Below are 22,647 nucleotides of genomic sequence, written 5' to 3' on the forward strand. Positions count from 1 at the left end.
ACAAACAAAGGCAAGGGGAACAAACAAGTGTTGAAGATATTGTTTTAATATCAAATACGGCACTCCAAACGTTGATAGGACAAAAGGTAAGTCAGATTCCTTATAACGTCATGACTACAGAAATAGTACAAGATCGAGTAAAAGCTGCAAAATCAGCAAAAGCATCCATGGAAGTTATGAAAAATATTCTGCTAGATGAAGCAAAAAAGATGGGTGTTAAAACGACGAATAGTGTTTTAGAAATTTTCTCTACGATAGTCAACGATCATATAGAACGTTCCGATAAAACATTCGACTCTGTGGGTGACTTTGGTAATGCGATGACCTTTGGTGTTCCCAAAGGTATCTATCAAGGATTAATGGATAACTATTATCAAATGCTCGAAGATCCATCTTTGCGAACCATTAGTAATTATTTATCAGTTGGTGCCACCGATATGGTCATAGGGGCAGTTAACCCAGAAGACCCACTGTCTGCAGATCACTTGTTAAATAGCTTCGGATTTGCCTCGACGGTAGTCGGAGGAGGGGCTTATAGTAAAGTATTAGGTGATTCAAACCTATCGATGCCGACGAAAGAGACAGTTATCACTCCCCAACAAATGGCAAAAGAGCCAAGCGAAGTTGGAAGAGCCACCTTGCAAGATATGTTGGATTCCTTACAACCTTACCGAATGGACCCGGCCTTGGGAACGGTGGGTGGTCCGATGAATCTGGTTGAACCGGGGTTACTGAAGCAGAAGATTGAAGATACTTATTCGTTGTTTGCTAAGGGTAATAAGATAGATTCTGATACAATAAAAAAATATATTAGAGATATAGAAGGGCGAACCGGCAGAGAGTTACCTAAAAACCAAACTGAGAAGTTGAAGGAAGCCTTAAGAAATAAAGAATATAAAAAAATGTCACTAATAGAAACAGCTAAGCATAGGGCGGTATTTGATAAAGTGAAAAATAAAGTAATTAAAGATTGGGAAGAAAATACTGGGCAAAAGTGGCCTGTGTATAATGAAAATGTTATTTCAGAAAAAACAGGTAAAATAATTAGGAAACAAGGAGATAAGTATGATGCTCATCATATAATTGAAAATACTTTTGGCGGAGAACATGAATGGTGGAATATGCATCCTGCAAAATTCCCAAATGAGCATCAAGCTGGTATTCATGGAGCAGGTTCACCAGCAAATACACTATTTAAAGGAGGTAAAAAATAATGAGCTATGAATTTATTAAGGCAAACCAAGAAAATAGTTTTTATCCAGTGACTGAAAACGAAATAAAAGAGGTTGAGAAGGAACTCGATTTAAAATTTCCTAAGGAGTTAGTTAATTTTTATATAGAGGTTGGCTACGGATTTATCAAAGGTTCAGAGTTTAATATTAATCGTATTATGGACCCATATTCAGTGAGGGATTTTCGATTAAGAGTTAATGATTTTGAGTTTTATCCCGACATAGAAATCTATGATGAATTTGAGAATAACAAACTAATATTTTTTGAAGGCAGTGAATCAGCTTTAATGTCAATAGAATTGAATGAAAATAATAGAAGTGCAGTTTACTATTATGATATTCAAATTGCGACTTCTCTGGAAGAATTTTTAAGAAAGATAGAAGAAAATGATAAATATTACTTGGAGTTACTAGCTGATTAAAGAACGATAATAAAACATACCTTGAATGGTTTTACTCCTTTCAAGTTTTTTTTTTCTTTAATTTATATTAAATTAACTGATATTTGAATGAGACAAAAAGAAAATAATTTGTTCGAGAATCGAGAGCTCATGATGGTAGTACCATCATGGCATTATGTTTTAATACTTGGTTTGTGAAAATAAAACGATAATTAGGCGAGATGACATTTTACATGTAAGAGGTAGTTTTTGTATGGAATAATGACTATATAAACGATAATGACAAAGCTCGTGGAGATAAACAACGGGTATAGTAAAAAGGTGTTCGTACTTTGTGTTGGCTCATAAAATATTAAGTTGTATTTTTACTAGAGACTGTCGTATAATACTCGCTATTCTTTTAAAAAGCGTTACGAAAATTAAAACTTATGAAACGGGAGGCTGTGAAGTTAAACCTTGTTGGGTATATACGAGTTTGACTCAAGGACGAGTAAGAGAAGGATATAGCTTGAAAAATCATAAAACTGAAATTAAAGCAAAAGCAACAAACCGTAGATTATTTAACGTTTAAAAAGCAAGAAGCAAACGCCCGAGAAATTGAAAAACGGCCGTGGTATGAAGACGTATGGGTAGGTACCAAATCTTTTGTGGGGGAATTTACCGGCTACTATGATTACCTGCGAGTGAGAGATGGCGTTGATCCAATTACCGGTGTTGAACTAACAGCGGGTCAACTGGTCACCTATGCGGCAATGGCTGCAGCAAGTTTTATTCCAATTGTCGGGTGGGCTGGAAGATTAGCTAGAAGTGGCAAAGGGATATATTCAGGCGGTAAAGGTAAGCAATACAGCCTCGAACGCTTTGGACGCCTATAAAAGTGCCAAAACGTTTGATAACATAGGGAAAGCAGAATTAGGCATTTATGGATTGGCGTCAAGCAATGGGTTCTCGGAATACATAACCGGAAAAGACATCCTAGGAAATGAACTAACCGAAGAACAACGAGCAGCGAGTCTTGGCATTTCTCTAGCAGCACTTCTTCCGGTAGCCCCAACACTAACGAGTAACACGTTCACGATAAGTAAACAAACCATTGCCAAATCCCAGCAGATGGTACAAGAGTCAAGAGAAGTTAGTCGAGCCACCCTGCAAGATATGTTGGATTCCTTACAGCCTTACCGAATGGACCCAGCCTTGGGAACAGTCGGTGGTCCGATGAATGTGGTTAACCCGCGGCTGTTGAGGCAGAAGGTGGAAGATACTTATTCGTTGTTTGCTAAGGGTATAGATAATGGTTATCGATATTGTAATAAAACCACCCAATTTAAAAACGTGAAAGTTTATCAAAGAGATGATAATATAAATCCAAATATGAAGGACGCGCGAGGTAGAACTAACCTTGAAAGGATGCAGAATTCTCAGTAGATTGGATTAAAGACGTTAACACCATACCTTCAAGAAAAAGGAGGATTATAGTAGTGAGAAATGATAAAGAAATAAAGGAACAAGTAAATATAGTCATAAACCTAATAGAAACTAAAAAGAAAATAAAACAACATGAATTTTTGGATGACTTATTAAATAGATTGCATAAGTTATTAGAATACTTTGGGGAAAAAGAATTTTTAAAAATTTATCGAATTAAAGGTGCTGTAAGAACTTATTTTGATACTAATCTCCTTGATGATTATAATGAGCCGTTAGTTATAGAACTTGATCGGTTAGAAAGCATGTTAAATAATCAAGCAAGATAAAACGTTTTAAGTGAAAGTGAATTATATAGGCAGGTTTATAAAGCAAAATTAGTAAAAAAGTAGGTGGAAATATTTCAGGTAGAAGAATGGTAGATAGATGGAATGATGACAATAAGATGTTTCTTGCTCTAAACATAAAAAAGCGAGTGCTTCCAACTATGTACGGTGGGATTTTAGGAGATTTAATTGGTGTTCCTGTAGAATTTAAAAAAAGGGGTACTTTTTATATAAATGATATAAAGGGTTACGGTACTCATAATCAGCCACCGGGTACTTGGTCAGATGATACCTCGCTAACTCTGTGTTTGGTTGAGAATATTATAGAAAATGGATCTATAAATAGTTTAATGGATAAATTTGTACTTTATAGAGATTCAGGTTATTGTACACCCTTTGGTAAAACATTTGATATTGGTAATTCGACTAACGAGGCTATTATAAAATTTAAAAACGGTGTCCCTGCATCAAAGTGTGGTGGAACTTCTGAGTATGATAATGGAAATGGTGCAATTATGAGAATATCACCGCTTGCTTTTCTACTCGGCAATGAATTTAACTTTGAGAAAAAAGCAGAAATAATTAAACAATATACGGAAATTACTCATTCTCATCCTCGCGCAATAGTAGGGTCTATCATTTATATTGAATTATTAGTTAGGTTATTTCATAATAGTTCACTAGCAAAATCTATAAAAGATATAAGTGAATTATTTAATGAGAATTTTAATGAAAATCATATATATAGAAAAGAATTGTATCATTATAAGCGTATTTTTGAAGAGAATTTCTTGGAATTACCGATGGATGAAATTATTTCTGATGGCTATGTAGTTCATACTTTAGAGGCAGCAATTTGGAGTCTAGGAAATACTGAAAACCTTAAAGAAGCAATATTAACAGCTGTAAATTTGGGGGATGATACGGATACTGTTGCATCTATTACGGGCTCGTTAGCAGGCATGTATTATAAAATGGAAGGAATTCCAGATGAATGGTTAGAAAAAATAGTTAGAAAGCAGTATATAGATGATTTATTAAAAAAATTCTATGAATTTTGTGCTAATAAAGCGATTATAGAAGAATACGGTAGTCTCTGATTTTAAAAGTGATAATTAGTCACCATAAAAAGGTGTTGTTATAGTCTCACTGACTGCTATAAACATTTAAAAGCTAATAAAATGTTCATAATATTGGGGAATGAAAACAGTAAGGGGCATGTTTGTCCTTCTATTTTACTCATCTCTTAACTTTCGCTGTAACCTGATGATGCACCTAAGGCTTTAATTTTTCAAAGACTATATTAGTTGTGTTGCTATAATAAGGGTGCGCAATGTAAGTCATGAATTATTTATTTTAGTGCATGTATAAATCCCCAAAGTATGTCTGATTCGACATGCTTTGGGGTTCTGACAGGAGCCTTTCCACATCTCTTTATACGATTATATAGACGCAGAAAACATACCAAGGAAAAGTGTAATTGTTCTAAATATGTCCACCATTTTGTTGCAGAGTTGGTTGAACAAGAGGATGCAATATCAGTTAGAAATTTTCTGTTTATCGAGATATTGGAATAGTGTTATTTAGTATTATGTCCATAACTAACCAATCTCCCTTGAGTTTTAAGATATTTTCTATTTCGTATTCTCATGTGGATACATCCTCATTCTATATACCTGCATTACTACTAATAATCCACATAAAAACCCACGTCTTAATTGAATAAAACAGGAACCTTGGACTGTACCAATTCCTCAACCAAATCGGACCATTATATGAAGCTTCAACTAGGTACCATAATATAAGTAATGCTAATGAAACACACATTACATTACAAGAATCTTCCACAGCTACAATAATAAAACTAATAAAGAAATTTAAAAAATAGAGGTGTAATTGAAGTGATAAATAGAACAGAAACTTCACAGGAGATAAATAGTCTATTTCAAGACTATGCAGAATTCTGGATAATATCTGATTTGCAAATTAGTTATCTAAATGAATCGATTACCTTAAAACTAATTTCTACAAAAAATCAAGAGATTTTAAAAACCACTATTCAATTTAAACAAGTTCTATCCTATTATGTTCATCAAGAAGCTGAAGTAGAAACGTACAGATTAAATAATTATGGTAATAATGATGATTTTCTACTTTCAGAAATTAGTTACCATCCAAATGGATTTGGTCAGATATATATACGAAGCTTAGAAAGAGATTTGAAAGAGATAGAATTAATTACCGCTCCAACAAATTTCTATTTTCAAGTAAATAATAAAGATTGTTTTTTTATAGAGGCTAATACATTAATCATTAACGGAAATTCTTACGATAATTTGATAGAAGATTAGAAAAAATTAAAAAATCCCTATTCTTAAGGTGAAGCATATAGGTGGCAGGCCTTGATTAGTTTCCTGGTGCCAATCACCGCAGGTATATTAAAGTGATTTCGGATGATGTACTGTAATAAGCTTCCATATGGACATAATCAAATGGTATCTTCGGTGTAACGTAGTGAGACTAAAACCCTATCCAGTCATATACTGACTGGATAGGGTTTAGTCATTAATTTCGAATGAAATTATAATAATAGAATCTTCTGTTCTTTTTCCTATCTCAGCATAAATCACGATCAATTGAATAAGTTCATTTAAGCTTTTCCTTACCATTACAGGTGCTATTTGCACCCTGGCGATTCTATTAAAATACCGTTGGGTACTAAACATGCGATAAGAGCAACTACTGACATGGAAATAATTGAAGTCCAGTCAGGAAGTGAATTAGTTGAAGAAGACAACATAAGAATTACTTTAGACTGGAAAAGACGTTAGCAATGTCTCAAAATTTAGATACTAGGAAAAGAGCTGAACTAAAAGGTTCAGCTCTTTTTTATGACTTCATCCTACTTTACACTCTCTTCATCATTTGTATTCCGATATGTCCCCAGCATGATAATCCAATGCCTTACAAATGGCTTCTAGCGTCATATACGGTTAATTAAACCAATGTTTCGTGATATTAAGCAATGGATGGAGCAACAGTTACTATGTCTTCAACCTCTCCATACTTCATGCTTATTCACCCAAATCATATCTTGTAAAACACCCAATGTGCAATACCAGAAATAAAAAGAGACTGCCCGTTAGGCCCTTCAAACGACCTTGTTGTGACAGCCTCTGTACTTTTTACCTATTCCATTCCCAGAAAGAACATCCTTGGCAAATAATGAAACGTTCTAACCATGTAGAAAAATCAATAGATAACTTCTCGAAGTCATCTTCAAAATTTAAAAATTCTCCAATCCACATATAGTTTTCCTTAGTCTCTTTGTCATATTGACACACTATCCAAAGGCCATCCATTCCAATTCCGATTGGGATGAAATATTCTGGACAATCCCATATATCTCTATACTCTATAATCTCATCAATAGAAAATAATTGAGTGCCTCCACCATTTACAGGGTGTTCAAATAAATAGGCCCCGTTATTCTTTGATAAGAGGGAAATTAAATCTGCTGGTACATAAGAAGGTAATTTATCTAGATCTTCTTTTAAGGCTGGAGGGTTAAAATTAAATACCTCTTCAGCCAAGTAACCATCTTCTTTTTGAACCACCAATTTGTTCTGGTTTATTCGCTTTTTTAACGTTTCAATTGTATTCATTTTTCTCAACCTCTATATTAGTAATTTTTCCACCAAGTTGATACTTTTTTATGAAAAGACTTTTTCAATGGGATTAAGTTACTATTACTGTTTGAACCATAGTACACTCTAGGTCGGATGTGGTGAATTTCATATTCACTCCGATTTATTTTACCATATTCACCCTCATACCAATTTAGGTATTTGTTTCTCTTTGAAGTAGTCCAACTTTCTGGATAATATTTTTTTGTCCAAGTAGTAGAAGATGGCTCAGACATTGTTTTTTTAGATTTCTTGTCTTTATATGTTGGATATGGAACACCTTTTTTATTTAATAAAAATCTATCAGAAGCTGTGTTATCAACATCTTTAGAACCATCCTTAAATGTACCAGTGAATGAAGCATACGCCTTCCAAAAATACGTTTTACTAATAGAGCTCTCTAAATAATAGGTTTTCCCTAATTTTGCACTACTAACGTTCTTGGTGGAAGAGGTCGAATAACTTCCTGAACTCGTTGTCTTCCTTTTATTTTGAAGCTTCATAGTATAACTTTTTGGCTTTAATACACCACCAGCTTTTGTAAAGGTACCCATATTAACGAATTTAGCACTTTTAGTATTCATATCAGCAACTGCAGTATTCTTAACAGCCAAAAAGTACCCCCAACCAGAGTTTGATGCAGATACTGTGCTTTTTTGGAATAAAGAATAGCTTTCAGGTTCACTTTGCTCTTTAACCTCTTCTACAAATTCTCCTAATTCTATAACAATAGATTCATCGCCTTTCGTTTTAACTATATTTACTGTAACTTCTGTGTCTAGTAATGCATTTTCAGGGTTTAGTTCATCTATATCTGTGCTTTCTATTTCATTAGCAATAGGATCTTCTATTATTTCTCCGTTAATCTCTTCTTCTGGTGCTTCCTCTAAAGTAGTTTCTTCATCATTTAAAATAGATTCTGTAACTTCACTAATTGTCAAGTTTTCATCTTCTAATACCTCTATCACTTCTTCTGTGTTATCAAGGGTTAATTCATTACTTTGCTTTTGTATCTCATTTGCTACAACTTGCTCCATATCAATAGCCTTTAATTCTTCTACAGCATTTTCTAATTCATGGTCAATTTCCTGTTCTTGTAGAGTATCAAGATTCTCTTCGATATTAACTATTTGTTCTTCTATACTTTCTAGTATTTGAACCTCTTCTGGTATATATTCATAGAATTCATTAACAGCAGGTTCTATATCTAGTATTTCTATATCCCCTGAGGCATTAGCATCTACTCTATTGGGCACAAGATTCTTAGTAAAGTAACTACCATTAAATGAATATGGTGTTGTAACTAAAACTACCACAATTAATAAAATTGAAATTTTTCTTAGCATTTTTCTCATTTCCCCTATCAATATAATTTTATTATAATACTATAATAAAACATGTTAATCTACTATATTTTTCAAATTATTGTAATATTTTACCTACTAAATTCGACATAAGGCACAAAATAGAATAAGTTATTGTACTGAAGCGATATTTAATACTTCAGTCGAAAATTCTATAAAATTTGAAAAGATATCGATTTTGAACAAGAACAAAGAAAATAAAAGATATAGTAAAATATTTATACAGCAAGTTGTTGATGCCACTGGAGAAATAGATGTATTACAGGGGGAAGTTGGTGCACAAATTGGAGGAGACTCTGTATTTGGCTTACCAGTTTACCTATCACTTGCAAAGGCAGGAGGAACTGCTTATCAATTAAAGGGGAAAACACAGATTGATAGACAAACACCTTATGTTGGCGCTGTATTTGGTGGCGTAGGTGTAGAAGTAAAAGTGGCAATGGGTAATGCAAAAGCATATGCCGGTTTTGATAAAAATTCAGTAGGTGTGGCTGCGAAGGCCTCACTAATAGAAGGAGAAGTTAGTCCTATTATTGGGATACCTTTTACAGACACTGATATAAAATTCACTTTTGGAGCTTCAGGTGGAAGTGTTGGAGGTGAAGCCAGGATTGGAAAAGAAACTATTCTTGATTTAAGGTTTATTATAGGTGTTAAGCTAGGGGTTACAATAGAATAGTGTTTTAATATAGTTGAATAATAAATAAAAGATGGTAGACCAAATCAATTCATTAACAATAGAAATAGGCGATGAGTTGTTACCGATTGGTACAGTTGTGACGTTAGAAATTGTGGAACAGGCTGTGATGATTTATGGGAGAAAACAGCAGAAGGAAAATAATAATCAAATTTGGGATTATGTAGCATGCCCTTATCCACAAGGACATATCTCTAATGAAACCAATGTTTTTTTAAATCATGATCAAATTGTTGGAGTGATATTCAGAGGATTGGAAAATTATTTTTGTTGAAATAAGAGAACTAGGGAACCAGATTGACAAATCTTTATTACAATAGAAAATATATTACAACTAACATTTATTATGATGAACATCTTATTTTCACTAAACTATTTAGTTATAATTTTATTTTCTTTCTATATAATTGGTGGTTCATTTTTCTATGGGCCAATTGTGCTTTTAGGATTGATATTTAGTATTCCTTTTCTTCTAGCAATTGTGTTTTTAAGACTAAAAATCTATCCATTAGTGAAGAAAAACATCCTGAGGGCTGTTTCTAAGAACGCGTGAGTGGAGGGATGGGAATGACTAAATTCATTCAGTTTTTATTTGGTAAACCATATAGAAAAGGGAAGACATTTGGTTCCAGGATTCTAAGGCTGATGTACTGGGGAATGGTAGTATATTATTTCCTGGTCCTTGGCCTGTTATTGGTGAATACTATTTTTAACATGGATGCTATTTTTGCTTTGTTCGTCGCCATTATATTTTTTCCGGTATCTTTCAGGCTTATCTATTTTCTTATAGGTGCGAACTTAGATTATAAAAAAGGCCGATGGATGATGCCGATCGGGGCTAAAAGTTATCGTGGTCAAGCTATAAGGAGACAAATGCACCGGACCTCACAAAATATGAAGAGATAGAGAATAGAGACGAAAAATGGGAAAATAGCTCATATTCAGACAGAATTTTCCGATGGAATAGTGGTCTATTCGATGGTGATCACGGAAAAGAATATTGAATATCACTTAACGGATGATGTATCAGAAACCTTTTATCCAGATACAAGCTTTTATTAGAACAAATGTTCAATGACTTTACTATTAGTTAAGGAAGAAGCAGAGGACCGTCGCCTGCTTTCGATCTGCTTCCGAAATTGTTACAGTATAGAGTCAAGTACTTGATTGTCAGAAGGGTCAGATCCCGATGGTCATGACATTGTTTTATAGAGAGGAATAATAGAATTACTAGCAAATAATATTGATACAAATAAGACGACCCCAAGGAAAGTCACCTAGGGGTTCAATCTATTTCTGTCATTTTAATGAAAATATGAGAATATCTCGAAACAGCATCCCTATATCGTGATTATCACCTATTACTATAGCGATTGGTGACTTCTTTACGGTTATCCCAAAGCTCATCAATGTTCATTCCGTTTAATTCTTGATAGAGATCTGTAATATCGCGTCTAACACCTGAACTCGAATCGTCTGCCATACCGATAAATTCGTAGTATATATCGGAATCAATAATCTCTTTGTCTTTTAAATAGCCAATGGATTTAAATAAGTTATTTGTTTCCCTTGTTAGTTTCTCCTGTTCATCGTTATACCAATTGGAAAGCTGGCTACTGATGTTATTAAATAAATTTGAGATGTTTCGTTGTGCATCATTATGCCAATCCGCCCATAATCCTGCCATATTTGAAGTTTGTTCAAACTCAGTTATGATGTCTTCCTGACTAGTCGCATTCACATAGCGCCCATCGGAAGCCTCAGCCATTTCTCTTAACTGCACTAGTCCTTCGTTGTCTACCTGGTAGCCGATGATATTAACAAGAGGATTGATATCTGAATCTGCCAGTGATTCAATCGACTTTACCGGGTCTTCATCACATGTTTCTACACCATCACTGACAATATAAACGACATTGGAATTTTGTTCTTCATGAAGTTCTTTAAAGTCTTCCTGTACTTTTTTTATGGCTCCGGCCATTGGTGTCCACCCTGCTGGGTCAAACTGATGTAAAGCTTCGGTGAATTCATCCGTACTATAATTAGCGAGTGGATAAACTTCATCGATGGTGGAACAGGATTTGGTCTTATCTTCATCACTACCACTTCCTACATGCCCATACACATAAAGAGCTACGTTTGCTGTTTTAGGAAGGTCTTCCACAAATTGCTGAATCGCTTCTTTTGCTAGTTCCATTCTTGTATAGTCATGTTCATAGTTTGCCATACTTCCACTGGCGTCTAGCAGAAGGGCAACGTTATAGTTTTCTTTTGGCTTTAATGTATCTGTCTCTCCTGTTGGGTCACCGAATATCATGGACTCCCATTGATTGATTGGTACATCCACCATCGTGATATTTTCTTTAAATAGTGACAATAGATATTGCTTACCGTATTCAATTTCTTCCGTAGAACTGTCTTTTGTAAGCGGTGGAAATTGATTTAGAATTTTTTTAGCAGCATCCTCCTGCTCAGTGAATTTTTTACCGGAAAACTGTCCAACCAATGGATAATTCACAGCTTCTTCTAGTGTGAATGGTACTGGAGGTACATCTTCCATTTGCGGTTGGCTTGCGACCTTAGGTTCTTCTTTTTCATCTTCGTTATCATCAACGCTAGCTTCTGCTTTTTCTACGGATGTTTCTTCAGTACTGTTATTTTGGTCTTTGCTTTCCGTTGTCTCATTTGAATTACACGCTACAAGGAAAAATATCAATATTAAACTAGTAAGTAAAGATCTAAATGAATTTCTCACCGTTTCATCCCCCACTGTCTTTTTCTACGAACAAGGCGTATTATACTTAAGTAAATATTATGTTATTGGATATTTTTACCTTCGTAAATAGGTAAAAAATCATGTTGAACACTCACTAATAGGCTTTTATTACTAGTTTGAAATAGATACTTCTTCAACAGATACTAAAAAATGACGGTTTTATTAGGTAGATAGTGAGAAGAAGCAGAGAACCGTCCCCTGCTTCCAAAGAAATTACAAATTCCAATTACTATGTAAATAAAACCTAAAGATATTTAAATAGACTTCTAAAGATAGTCCTAACGGTTCTATTTTTATATTTGGTAAGCTTATTAAGTAATATTGAAAACGCTTACAATAGGGGGGTGACGAGGAAGTGCGATTTGAAGCTTGTTCAACTGAAGAAAAACATAAATGTAGTAGAAAGCGTTTGATTTGGTTTGAAAACAAGGAGGTTTAGGATGGAACAGGGGAAAAGAATTTTCACACTAGTAATGGCGATGGTTTTAGTTTTTTCCAATCTTAATATCAATACGTTAGCGGCAAGCGAGGAGACAAAGGTTCAAATGGATGGCTATAATGTGATACTTCCACAAGGGTATGATGATGAAAATGGACAAGCATATCCTGTACTTTATTTGATGCCGGAAGACGGGGAAGCATCATTTAGTGATAAAATGATTTCCATGATTCAAAGTGAGATGGAAACAGTCCAAGCAGGCAAGATGATTATCGTTCTGCCTACTTTTGATGAAAATGAAGATTTTCGTATCACGATGGACAAAGTAATTGCAGATGTCGATAGTAACTTTAAAACAATTCCTACAGTGAACCAGCGTGCCGTTTTGGGTGTTGGAACTGGAGGATACCTGGCATACATCATGGGTATGACAGATGAGGGAACTATTCATAATCAACCGGATACGATTAAAAATATCGGTAGTATCCGTGGTAATTTTACAGGTGATGATAATGGATTATATGAACAATACGGGGATGTATATGACATTATCTCAACGATAGGGAAAGACAATATTGGTAGTTATTATACGTATCTTGATGGTCCAACAGAAGATTCCTATACGCATATGGTAAAATCTACGAATGCGATTGGCTCGTTATTCATTCAATGGGATCCTATGATGTCTTATGATCTTCATGAATACACGGCACGCTATGGGTCTTATGATGATGCATACCTACAGGAGTCTGTTAGTCGTGTTATTAATCGGTTCAGTGAACAGTTTTATTCTGATATGGTGAGCGGGGACGTGGCATTGTCTCCCCAAGTAGCGGCAACTTCTGTTGAAAATATTGAAGTCGATTATACGATTGACGTAAATGATACATTTAGTGAGATCTCTGAACACGCGACAGAGATGATAGTGGAAGTCAGCCTAACAGATCCAGAAGACGGAAGTGTACTACACTCCAATCAGAAGGTAATTGAGGTTAGTGGGCCAGATACTTTTGCTGGAACGTTTAGCATTCCAAATATAGTAAATGGGACGAGTTCTACTGTATCGGTATCGGCTGAAATGCTTGGCTTTAAGATGGATATAGGAAGTGAGTCATTAGTACGTATTATGGATACAGGTGCAAAGCCGGATGAACAGTTAATTGACCTGATGGGCGACTGGAAATTCAATGCGTATAAATCCTACTCCAATACCGGAAGTGTTGCACTCGATCAAATAGATAATGTAACGAAGGATGTGTGGAGTGGTTGGGGAACTGTCCAACCAGCACTTGGATGGTGGTCAGCTGATTTTGATGAAAGCCTTGGCGGGAACTCCAATTGGTTAGGCTATGCATGGTACGTACGCGAATTTGAAATGCCGGCGGATTTTGCCACAGAAGATTTATTATTAGCACTTGGTAAATTTGATGAAGCGAATGAAACCTATGTGAATGGTGTCCGTGTTGGCGCTACTGGTATTCCAGAAGCAGGTGGAGCCTATGATCAAAGCAATCCATGGGACGTGGAACGTTTATACGATCTAGATGCTTCCATTTTAAATTACGGTGGTACCAATACGATTGCAGTCAGAATGGCAAATTCTAATGGGGTGGCGGCTGGTATGAAGGTCCGGTAGGGATTTATTCACCTGCAGCTTACAATCGAATTGTTGGATTACCTTCTGAACTAGCAGACACAGCTGTTACTGATCAAATTATCGAATTTGTAGAAGGACAAAATAAAGCAATGGAAGCGAAAGATCTTGATGCTTTTGCTAAAACAGTCGCACCGGATTACTTCCAAGCTGGGTTTGATAAAAATAGATTACTTGATAAAGTGAAAGCGTATGTTGCTGGAGACGGTGATGTAATCGTAACGGATAACAAGGTAAACGTTTATAACTACAAGGAAATGTACTTGTATCAAGCGGAAAGAACAATCCAGATGGCAAATGGTGAAACTGTTTCTGAAGCAGTTAATCATTATTACATCATGGAAGATGGAGAAGTGATCCTCTATGGTGACCATGATAATTTCTATGTAGACAGTTACACTTCAAGTTATGCGGCGAGTGCAAAGGGTCTTGAAGGCGCGACTGAGATGAATTACCGTGTCTACCTTCCAGATGGCTACTTTGACTCAAATAAAAGATATCCAGTTACCTATTTGTTGCACCAGTTTAGTAGTACAAGTAAATCATATGAAATTGATGGGATTGACGGTCTTCTAAATGAAGGGATGGAAAATGGTGACATTCAGGATACGATTGTTGTTATTCCTGATAGTGATGGCTTGAGCTGGTGGCGTGGTGATTGGGAGCTAATGGTGACAGAAGATTTGATCCCGTTTATTAACGAAAACTACCGCACCATTGAGGACGCGCGTTTTAACGGAACAGCAGGTGCTTCGATGGGTGGTCAAGGCGCGTATGGTATTGGCTTACGTAATCCAAACCACTTCTCCTCTGTCATCAGTTTCTTTGGTGCATTTAGCTATGGAGGAGCAAACAGTCCAAATGTGATTGCGGAAGAAGTAAGTGATGCATATTTACAAAACTTCAGCCATTACTTTATTTCAGGAAACCGTGATGTTTATGGTTTTGGCGTTCCAGCAATTCAGTTAGACAATCAGTTACGTGCAAGTGGAGTAGATCATGTTTTTGAGATTGAGAACGGGGAACATGTTAGCGCATTTTATACTCCATACGTAATTGATGCATTCGGTTATGTAAGTGATCATATGTATAGCACTGGCGAAGCGATTGCTGATAATGCCACTGGTGAAATCGAAGCAGAAGTGGACGGAGATGTATTAAAACTATCGGCGAAACTAGTATTGAGCGATTTTGACCAGTGGATGAACGTTATCCCCGATTCTACCTATACAAATAATACTAATCCTGATATGGTCATCCCAGTTACAGTGAAAATAGATCAAGATGGCAAAACTGTATTTACAGAGGTAGAGTACCGATCTGTAACAGGTTCAGAATCATTGGAGTTTGAAAAAGAAGTGATTCTTGGCGGTTCTGTTGTCGATTCAGAAAATCTAGTAGCAGCTGATGTGAATCTAGAGAAAGACTTTACGGTGACTGTGTTTGCAAGCTTACTAGATACAAATAAAGAATTAGGTACATTTGAATATATTGCACCTAAGGAGGTGCCAGGTACAGATCCGGATTCGGGTGAAGAAGAACCAACTCCTGGGGAAGGAGATGATGGAGAGCCGACTCCTGTTGAGGAAGATGGTGAAGGTGAAGATAATCAAGGGGAAGAAAATGAGGCTGTGGAAGACGGTGAAGATAAGGAAGAAGTATCCGATAAGAAAGCTGAAAAAGGAGACAGTCTTCCAAATACCGCAACAAATACATTCAACATCGTCTTAATCGGAGCACTATTTGTCTTATTAGGAAGCACTGGCTTCGGTGTGATGTGGTGGAGAAAAAGAAGGTTAGGTTAAAATTAGTACATGTAACCACTCGTTTTTTTGTCATAAACTATCGAGAGTGAGAGTGAGAGTGCTTTAAAGTAGAGAAAGTCGATGTGTTTTCAAGTTGAAAACACATCGACTTTTTGTTTTATTAGTGGAAGCAGGGGACGGTTCTCTGCTTCCGAAGCAAAGAACCGTCCCCTGCTTCCGTCCTGAAAAGTAGCAATCTAGTAAAGAATCCTTTATTATTATATTGAGAATGATTATCATTATTGGTGGGGTGACTATGAATAATAGAACTGATGTATTCGATAAACTAGCTACATACCTATACAAATTAAATGACATTAAACATGTGACAAGTAACCGAATGATTGTTTCAAAAAACAATCATGCATTACAGACTTTGTTAATAATTTTAGATGGCAAGGGGAATATGGTTGTTGGTGGAAAAACATTAGCTTTTCATCGACGACAGGCTTTTGTTTTGCCCTCAGAATTAAGTGTGCAAATTCGTTTAGATGAAAAATCTTTGATCGATTGTTTTATTGTTCAATTTCATGTATTTAATATCAATGATAAAAAAGAGAGAGAATCTATTAAGCCAGTATTTTTGAATTGGCCAGTGGAGATTGAAATTAGCAATGTATCTTTAATTATAAATATGGTTAAGGAAATGAAGCATAAACTGGGTAAAAGCTCATTTAATGAGATGAAAGCCAATATCTTATTTCAAGAAATGTTAGTGACACTTTTTGTAAATGATTCTTCGGGGAAAAAAGAGAGCACAAGCGATAGAATTGCTTTAACAAAGGATTACATAGAACAAAACTATAGCACTGTTTTATCCCGAAAGAGTTTAGCAGAAATTGCTGGTATGAACATTGATTATTACTCGCGTTTGTTTAAACAACAAGTGGGAAAAACACCGGTGGAATATTTAACAGAGGTACGAATCAGGCATGCTAAAAATACGCTTATAACGTCTAATGAGACATCTCGTTCCATTGCTCAGAAAGTAGGTTTCAAGGATGAATTTTATTTCAGTCGAAAATTCAAAGCGGAGACAGGGTTTTCACCAAGTGTTTATGTAAAAAAAACGAAAGAGTCTAATAAAGTTGTATCATTGAAGCATTTGCTAACTGGTCATTTCATTGCATTAAATGTTGATCCTTTTGCTGCTATTATCAATGATGTTTATCCAGTAACGAAAAAGCTTCAACATACGATAGATTTAGAGGAATCAAATTTAGATACACTGATGAGAACAAAGCCAGATTTAATTATTACTAGAGAAGAAAGAGACTGTGATGATGCTGAGGAACAAAAAATATTGAGTCAAATTGCTCCTACCATATCTTTGCCTTTTTATGGGGATTGGAAAAGTCATTTTAAAAAAATTGCAAGCGTACTAGAAAGAGAGAACGAAGCAGATTTGTGGTTAGAACAGTATGAAATAAAGGCTCAGAAGATTGAAAGAAAGCTAGAAGGTAAAGTTGGTATGGATAGTATTATAATCGTTGGCGTAGGTAAGGGGAAGTTATGTGTATATGGACAGCGAAATATTGGAACTGTGATTTATGATGATTTATTGCTTCGAGCTCCCAAAGCTATTGAAGAAATTCCACATTATCAAGAGGTATCGATTGATGATTTACATCGAATAAATGCCGATCGAATGATCATCACTACATATAAACATAATGGTACAAAAGTAATGAATCAGATGATACAGCAGGAAATTCACCGACTATTTCAAAACGTAAAATGGAATGAATTAAAGGCAGTACGTAATAATCAAGTTTATCCATTGTATGGTAATCAGCACCTTTACACCTGTTACACATCTTTTTCTCATAACTTGTTATTAGATAAGGTAAATCAATTGATATTGTCTTAATCGTGCAAATTAATGTCTGAATAATCCATGTTATTCGTTTAGAGGCAATGTATAATCATAAATGAGAATTGTTATCAATGATTGGAAGGAGATAGACATGTTTAAAACTATATCAATAGGTATTATTCAAGTATTTATTTTAGTTGCTTTGTTAGTATTGGCGGGTTGTGGAGGAAATGGACAAGCAGAAACCTCTTCTGATTCAAATACAAATGAACAGACACTGGATACGGAGGAAAGTAGTAATGAGGAAGATGTTACGGAAAATAGTGAGGACACACGAGTCATTGAACATGCGTTAGGAGAAACGGAAGTAAGTGGTACCCCAAGCAAGGTAGTTACGCTATTTCAAGGGGCAACCGATGCATCGTTACTCTTGGAAATCCAACCTGCGGGTGCAGTAGAGGCATGGGTGGAAAAGCCTTGGTACAACTATATCAGAGATGAAATGGATGGGGTCACAAATTTGGGTTTGGAAACACAACCCAACATAGAAGAAATCATAGCGCTACAACCAGACTTAATTATTGCATCAAAAACACGCCATGAAGAAATTTATGACCAACTATCTAATATTGCCCCAACAGTGGTCACGGAGGATCATTTTCACTGGAAGGAGATACTTAGTCTTACTGCTGATGCTTTAAATAAAGAGGAAGAGGAGCAAGCATTTTTAACAGAGTGGGAAGAAAAGGTAATGAATTTCAAAGAGAAACTAGGAAGCGAGTTGGAGAATACGGAAGTAGCCATTGTCGGATTTCGATCAGACCATGCGCGTATTTTTTATAATACATTTCCAGCGCTTATTATCGATGAATTGGGATTAAAACGTCCTGCTAATCAAGTTGGTGATGATTGGGGCGTGAAGCTAACATCTAAAGAAAATATTCCAGAAATGGACGCTGACATAATTTTTGACATGACTAGTGTATCTAGGGATGACGGCCGTGTGGATACAAGAGAAGATTGGGTGAACCATCCTTTATGGGCAAACTTAAGAGCCGTACAAAATGATCGAGTTTATAGTGTTGACCCTGTAATATGGACGAATGGATCTGGACCAATCGCCGCAACAAAAATGTTGGAAGATTTATATGAATACTTTGAGTTAGAATAAGTACTTTCCATGAATGGGCAATTAGGTTTGAACGACGATATATTTGTCAACCTAACGATTGCTCATTCATTTGTGTAAGAGCCGAGCTAGTTTGCGTAACTAGTAATGAAAGAGATCATAGAGGATGAGGACAGATGTTTCAGCTTTTGCATACAAGATCATTAAAAATAATAGGTGTTATCATAGGTGTTTTGTTATTACTCTGCACATTTTTCTTAAGCATTGTTCTTGGTGCAACAGAGATTAGTTTGAAAATGGCTTTTGATTCTTTTGTTTCCTATGATTCTACATCAACTGAGCAAGTAATTATCCAGACTACAAGAGTACCTCGGGCCATAATTGCTAGTATCATAGGTGCAAACCTCGCTATAGCTGGTGCATTAATGCAAGCATTAACTAGAAACCCATTGGCTTCACCAAGTATTTTTGGAATTAATGCTGGTGCTATTTGTTTTGTTGTTTTAGCAATTTCTTTTTTTCCAATTTCTTCATTAGTACAGTTGATGTGGATTGCATTTTTAGGTGCAGGTATTGCAGCTCTATCTGTCTATTACCTTGGAACACTGGGAAATAAGGAGCCCACTCCGGTGAAAATAGTGTTAGCTGGTGCAGCAATAACAGCTCTATTTTCATCATTTACACAAGGAATGCTTGTTCTTGATGAGGCAGGATTACAGGACGTTTTATTTTGGCTTGCAGGTTCGGTGTCTGGTAGGTCTCTTGAGATGCTTCTACCTGTGTTGCCGTATATACTAGTCTCATTTATTCTTGCTTTAGGTTTAGCGTATCATGTAAATATACTCGCATCAGGGGAGGATGTGGCTAAGGGGCTGGGCCAACGCACAGGACTTGTAAAGATATTAATTGCTATAACAGTGGTTTTATTGGCGGGAAGTGCAGTAGCAGTTGTTGGAGCTATTGGATTTATTGGACTTATTGTACCTCATATCGCTAGGTTTTTAGTGGGTGTTGATTACAGATGGATTATACCGTATTGTGCATTAGTTGGTGCTATTCTACTTTTAATAGCTGACATTATTGGAAGATTTCCTATTAAACCAGAAGAAATTCCTATAGGTGTGATGACATCATTAATTGGCGCGCCATTTTTTATCTATATGGTTCGGAAGGGGCTTCGTCATGAATAAAAGAATAACATTCCGAAGCAATAGAGGCTATTATTCCTTTTTAGTCGAAAAAAAAACATTGACTGTGCTTACCATGTTATTCGTGTTAACGGGTATTTTTTTAGTGATTAGTGTAGGTGTGGGCAGTACCATTATCAGTCCGATAGAGGCAATGAAGACATTGTTTGGATATGGATTCGATCAGCACACCATGATTATAGTAGACTTAAGGCTACCTAGAGTTACCATAGCAATACTTGTAGGTGCAGCAATGGCTATATCTGGTGGCATTCTTCAAGGAGTTATTCGTAATCCATTAGCTTCCCCTGATATTATTGGTATTTCTGGAGGAGCTGCCTTTGCAGCCGTAACATTTATTACTTATTTTTCCGAGACGTTAAGTATTAAATGGCTTCCTCTTGCTGCTTTTCTTGGGGCGCTAAGTATTTCTATTATTATATATTCTCTAGCATGGAAAAAAGGTGTAACTCCAATTAGATTAGTGTTAGTAGGTATTGGAATATCCACGATTACAAGTTCTTTAACAACGTTAATGATTGTTTTAAGCCCTTATAGTGCTGCTAGTCAGGCGTACATATGGTTAACAGGAAGTATCTATGGTTCCTCATGGGAAGATGTAATTGCTTTACTCCCTTGGCTAATCATTTTTATTCCTTTGGCATTTATCTGTGGACGGTCTATCAATGTGCAGGAATTGGGGGACGACATGGCTAGAAGTTTAGGCTCACATGTTCAGCTGCATCGAGGGATTCTTGTAATAATTAGTGTTGCATTGGCTGGATCAGCAGTATCTATAGGTGGAGCAATCGGTTTTGTAGGCTTGATCGCACCTCATATAGCGAGAAAAATAGTCGGGTCTTCATTCGGAAGCTTACTACCAGTTGCGGCGTTAATCGGTAGTTTAATAGTAATACTTGCGGATACCGTTGCTCGGACGGCTTTTTTACCACTTGATATACCAGCTGGTGTATTCACTGCAGGTATCGGTGCACCTTTTTTTATTTACTTACTGTACAGAAATAAAAATTTTTGAGATGAATGGGGTAATGATGATGGCAGTTATACAAACACGTTCATTAACACTTTCTTATGATACTGAAACGGTCATTCAAGGTCTAGATTTTACCTTGTTAGAAAATAAAATTACAGTATTCGTTGGAAGTAATGGTTGTGGTAAATCAACTTTGCTTCGTTCCCTTGCTCGATTGCTAGAGCCTAAAAAAGGAGCTGTCTTATTAAATGGGAAGGATATGAACAGTTTAAAATCAAGTCAGGTCGCAAAAAGTTTAGCAATCTCGCCCCAAGGGCCAATAGCGCCAGAAGGTTTAACGGTTTTTAACTTAGTAAAACAAGGTAGATATCCATACCAACACTGGTATCAGCAATGGACAGAAGAGGATGAAAAAATGGTAAACAGTGCCTTGGAAAATACCCAACTAACAGATTTGATGGATTGTCCCCTTGATTCACTGTCCGGAGGTCAAAGACAAAGGGCGTGGATTGCACTGGCTTTGGCTCAAGGAACCGATACAATCCTTTTAGATGAGCCAACTACTTATCTTGATTTAAGACACCAAGTGGAGGTGCTTGATCTACTTTTTGATCTAAATAAAAAAGAAGGACGCACTATTGTCCTCGTTCTGCATGACTTGAATCTGGCTTTTCGGTATGCAAATCAAATTGTAGCTTTAGCTAATAAACAAATATATGTACAAGGTAAACCAGAAGAGGTTGTTACTCGGAAAATGGTACATGATGTATTTCAATTGAAATGTGAGGTAAGCACAGACCCAATCTTTGGAACGCCATTTGTTATTCCTTTTGGAAAAGGGAGGAATCTATATGAGTCTAATATGTCAGTTTAATTCTGATGAATTCAGTTATTTAAATGAACACTTTCAAATCATGATGGATGATTCTGATGATTCCATGGACTCTTTTTCATCAAGAAATTTTATTGATGAGGTCAAGTGTAACACCTACATCAATTGGTTAACTAAACTTTTAAAGTCTCCCTCTAGGGCAATAACTGCTTCTCAGTTTTCCAAAAAGTATGCATTTTTAGTTGTTGCGCCAAGTCTATATGCTATGACTATGTATAACAAAAGCTTCGATGTAGCTTTAGATAGTTGTAGTATAGAATCTAAACGAAATAGTACTATATGGAAAACAAAGTTAAGGCTGAATCATTTATATGTAACAGAACCATTATATAAAAAGCGAAATCAGTGGCGAGATTTGGTAATAACCAATATTTTTGCGAATAATATTGAACCAATTTTACGAATGTTACATAAAGTAACTGGTATTTCAAAAGATATATTATGGGAGAATACAGCCATTCGTGTGTTTTCATTGTATGAAAAACGGATAGGGAAAGTGGATTGTAACTACCAACAGCGAGAACGATGTCAAGAAGACTTTGATTACATAGTTAACCAGGCACCAGGGCATCTTTTCGGTGAACATGAGAACCCCTTTCAAAAATTTTATGGAAGCCGAACGATTGATCTGTCAAAAAAAGCCCCTACTAGAATTAGAGAAACCTGCTGTTATTACTATAAAGTTTCTAAGAACGGTAACTACTGTAAAGCATGCCCGAAAGACAGCGGGGAAGCAGGGGACGGTTCGGGACCAGTGAAAAACTAGCGTTTTTTTCTATGTTTCTTAATAAACCTTTATTCGAATGACCATGACACTTTAAAAA

Annotated in this window: 20 protein-coding genes and 1 pseudogene; 18 read left to right on the forward strand and 3 right to left on the reverse strand. The window is 35.9% G+C overall.

Annotated features, from left to right (window positions below):
• The 7 genes and pseudogenes from QQS35_RS16945 to QQS35_RS16975 all read left to right on the forward strand — a co-directional run.
• A pseudogene (locus QQS35_RS16945) lies at window positions 1-1,214 on the forward strand (hypothetical protein); the annotation flags it as partial.
• Complete coding sequence (locus QQS35_RS16950) at window positions 1,214-1,654, forward strand: SMI1/KNR4 family protein (RefSeq protein ID WP_253628731.1); 441 nt, start codon at window positions 1,214-1,216, stop codon at window positions 1,652-1,654. The pseudogene QQS35_RS16945 and the gene QQS35_RS16950, both read left to right, overlap by 1 nt.
• A gap of 626 nt (window positions 1,655-2,280) precedes the next feature.
• Window positions 2,281-2,508 carry a pre-toxin TG domain-containing protein gene (locus QQS35_RS16955; protein WP_285933412.1) on the forward strand — a complete coding sequence of 76 codons (228 nt, stop codon included), beginning with the start codon at window positions 2,281-2,283 and terminating at the stop codon, window positions 2,506-2,508.
• A complete protein-coding gene (locus QQS35_RS16960; RefSeq protein WP_285933413.1) occupies window positions 2,441-3,058 on the forward strand; it encodes a hypothetical protein in 618 nt (205 codons plus the stop codon). Before QQS35_RS16955 ends, QQS35_RS16960 begins: the two co-directional genes overlap by 68 nt.
• 53 nt (window positions 3,059-3,111) lie before the next feature.
• The gene (locus tag QQS35_RS16965; RefSeq protein ID WP_285933414.1) at window positions 3,112-3,387 is read left to right on the forward strand and encodes a hypothetical protein; all 276 of its coding nucleotides are present in this window, start codon (window positions 3,112-3,114) and stop codon (window positions 3,385-3,387) included.
• Window positions 3,388-3,473: 86 nt separating this feature from the next.
• Window positions 3,474-4,484, forward strand: coding sequence for an ADP-ribosylglycohydrolase family protein (locus tag QQS35_RS16970; protein ID WP_285933415.1), 1,011 nt, complete (start codon window positions 3,474-3,476; stop codon window positions 4,482-4,484).
• An 801-nt stretch (window positions 4,485-5,285) separates the two neighbouring features.
• Window positions 5,286-5,735, forward strand: coding sequence for a YxiG family protein (locus QQS35_RS16975; RefSeq protein ID WP_285933416.1), 450 nt, complete (start codon window positions 5,286-5,288; stop codon window positions 5,733-5,735).
• A gap of 834 nt (window positions 5,736-6,569) precedes the next feature.
• Here the strand turns inward: QQS35_RS16975 and QQS35_RS16985 are convergent.
• The gene (locus QQS35_RS16985; protein WP_285933417.1) at window positions 6,570-7,049 is read right to left on the reverse strand and encodes an SMI1/KNR4 family protein; all 480 of its coding nucleotides are present in this window, start codon (window positions 7,047-7,049) and stop codon (window positions 6,570-6,572) included.
• A gap of 17 nt (window positions 7,050-7,066) precedes the next feature.
• Window positions 7,067-8,416: an HNH endonuclease signature motif containing protein gene (locus QQS35_RS16990; protein ID WP_285933418.1), complete on the reverse strand. Its 1,350-nt coding sequence runs from the start codon at window positions 8,414-8,416 to the stop codon at window positions 7,067-7,069.
• A gap of 196 nt (window positions 8,417-8,612) precedes the next feature.
• On the opposite strand from QQS35_RS16990, the gene QQS35_RS16995 reads away from it, so the two are divergent.
• From QQS35_RS16995 to QQS35_RS17005, 3 genes are all read left to right on the forward strand, one after another.
• Window positions 8,613-9,113 (forward strand): hypothetical protein, encoded by a 501-nt coding sequence (locus tag QQS35_RS16995; RefSeq protein ID WP_285933419.1) that lies wholly within the window; start codon window positions 8,613-8,615, stop codon window positions 9,111-9,113.
• 31 nt (window positions 9,114-9,144) lie between these two features.
• A complete protein-coding gene (locus tag QQS35_RS17000; protein WP_285933420.1) occupies window positions 9,145-9,405 on the forward strand; it encodes a DUF4176 domain-containing protein in 261 nt (86 codons plus the stop codon).
• A 293-nt stretch (window positions 9,406-9,698) separates the two neighbouring features.
• Window positions 9,699-10,037: a hypothetical protein gene (locus QQS35_RS17005; RefSeq protein WP_285933421.1), complete on the forward strand. Its 339-nt coding sequence runs from the start codon at window positions 9,699-9,701 to the stop codon at window positions 10,035-10,037.
• 448 nt (window positions 10,038-10,485) lie between these two features.
• On the opposite strand, the gene QQS35_RS17010 is transcribed toward QQS35_RS17005, so the two are convergent.
• A complete protein-coding gene (locus QQS35_RS17010; RefSeq protein WP_285933422.1) occupies window positions 10,486-11,886 on the reverse strand; it encodes a vWA domain-containing protein in 1,401 nt (466 codons plus the stop codon).
• 461 nt (window positions 11,887-12,347) lie between these two features.
• Between QQS35_RS17010 and QQS35_RS17015 the strand changes: the two genes are divergently transcribed.
• From QQS35_RS17015 to QQS35_RS17050, 8 genes are all read left to right on the forward strand, one after another.
• Window positions 12,348-13,982, forward strand: a complete 1,635-nt coding sequence (locus QQS35_RS17015) for a hypothetical protein (protein WP_285933423.1) — start codon at window positions 12,348-12,350, stop codon at window positions 13,980-13,982.
• Between the two features lie 110 nt (window positions 13,983-14,092).
• The gene (locus tag QQS35_RS17020; RefSeq protein ID WP_285933424.1) at window positions 14,093-15,805 is read left to right on the forward strand and encodes an alpha/beta hydrolase; all 1,713 of its coding nucleotides are present in this window, start codon (window positions 14,093-14,095) and stop codon (window positions 15,803-15,805) included.
• A 256-nt stretch (window positions 15,806-16,061) separates the two neighbouring features.
• The gene (locus QQS35_RS17025; RefSeq protein ID WP_285933425.1) at window positions 16,062-17,675 is read left to right on the forward strand and encodes an AraC family transcriptional regulator; all 1,614 of its coding nucleotides are present in this window, start codon (window positions 16,062-16,064) and stop codon (window positions 17,673-17,675) included.
• A 97-nt stretch (window positions 17,676-17,772) separates the two neighbouring features.
• The gene (locus QQS35_RS17030) at window positions 17,773-18,792 is read left to right on the forward strand and encodes an ABC transporter substrate-binding protein (protein ID WP_285933426.1); all 1,020 of its coding nucleotides are present in this window, start codon (window positions 17,773-17,775) and stop codon (window positions 18,790-18,792) included.
• Window positions 18,793-18,926: 134 nt separating this feature from the next.
• Window positions 18,927-19,940: a FecCD family ABC transporter permease gene (locus QQS35_RS17035; protein ID WP_285933427.1), complete on the forward strand. Its 1,014-nt coding sequence runs from the start codon at window positions 18,927-18,929 to the stop codon at window positions 19,938-19,940.
• Window positions 19,933-20,973 (forward strand): FecCD family ABC transporter permease, encoded by a 1,041-nt coding sequence (locus QQS35_RS17040; RefSeq protein WP_285933428.1) that lies wholly within the window; start codon window positions 19,933-19,935, stop codon window positions 20,971-20,973. The genes QQS35_RS17035 and QQS35_RS17040 overlap by 8 nt, the downstream gene beginning before the upstream one ends.
• Before the next feature lie 19 nt (window positions 20,974-20,992).
• Complete coding sequence (locus QQS35_RS17045) at window positions 20,993-21,805, forward strand: ABC transporter ATP-binding protein (RefSeq protein ID WP_285933429.1); 813 nt, start codon at window positions 20,993-20,995, stop codon at window positions 21,803-21,805.
• On the forward strand, window positions 21,783-22,589 hold the full coding sequence (locus tag QQS35_RS17050; RefSeq protein WP_285933430.1) for an IucA/IucC family C-terminal-domain containing protein: 807 nt from the start codon (window positions 21,783-21,785) through the stop codon (window positions 22,587-22,589). The genes QQS35_RS17045 and QQS35_RS17050 overlap by 23 nt, the downstream gene beginning before the upstream one ends.
• The last annotated feature ends 58 nt before the right edge of the window (window positions 22,590-22,647 follow it).

Origin of the sequence: Aquibacillus rhizosphaerae, assembly GCF_030282825.1 — a bacterium.
GTDB lineage: Bacteria > Bacillota > Bacilli > Bacillales > Amphibacillaceae > Aquibacillus_C > Aquibacillus_C rhizosphaerae.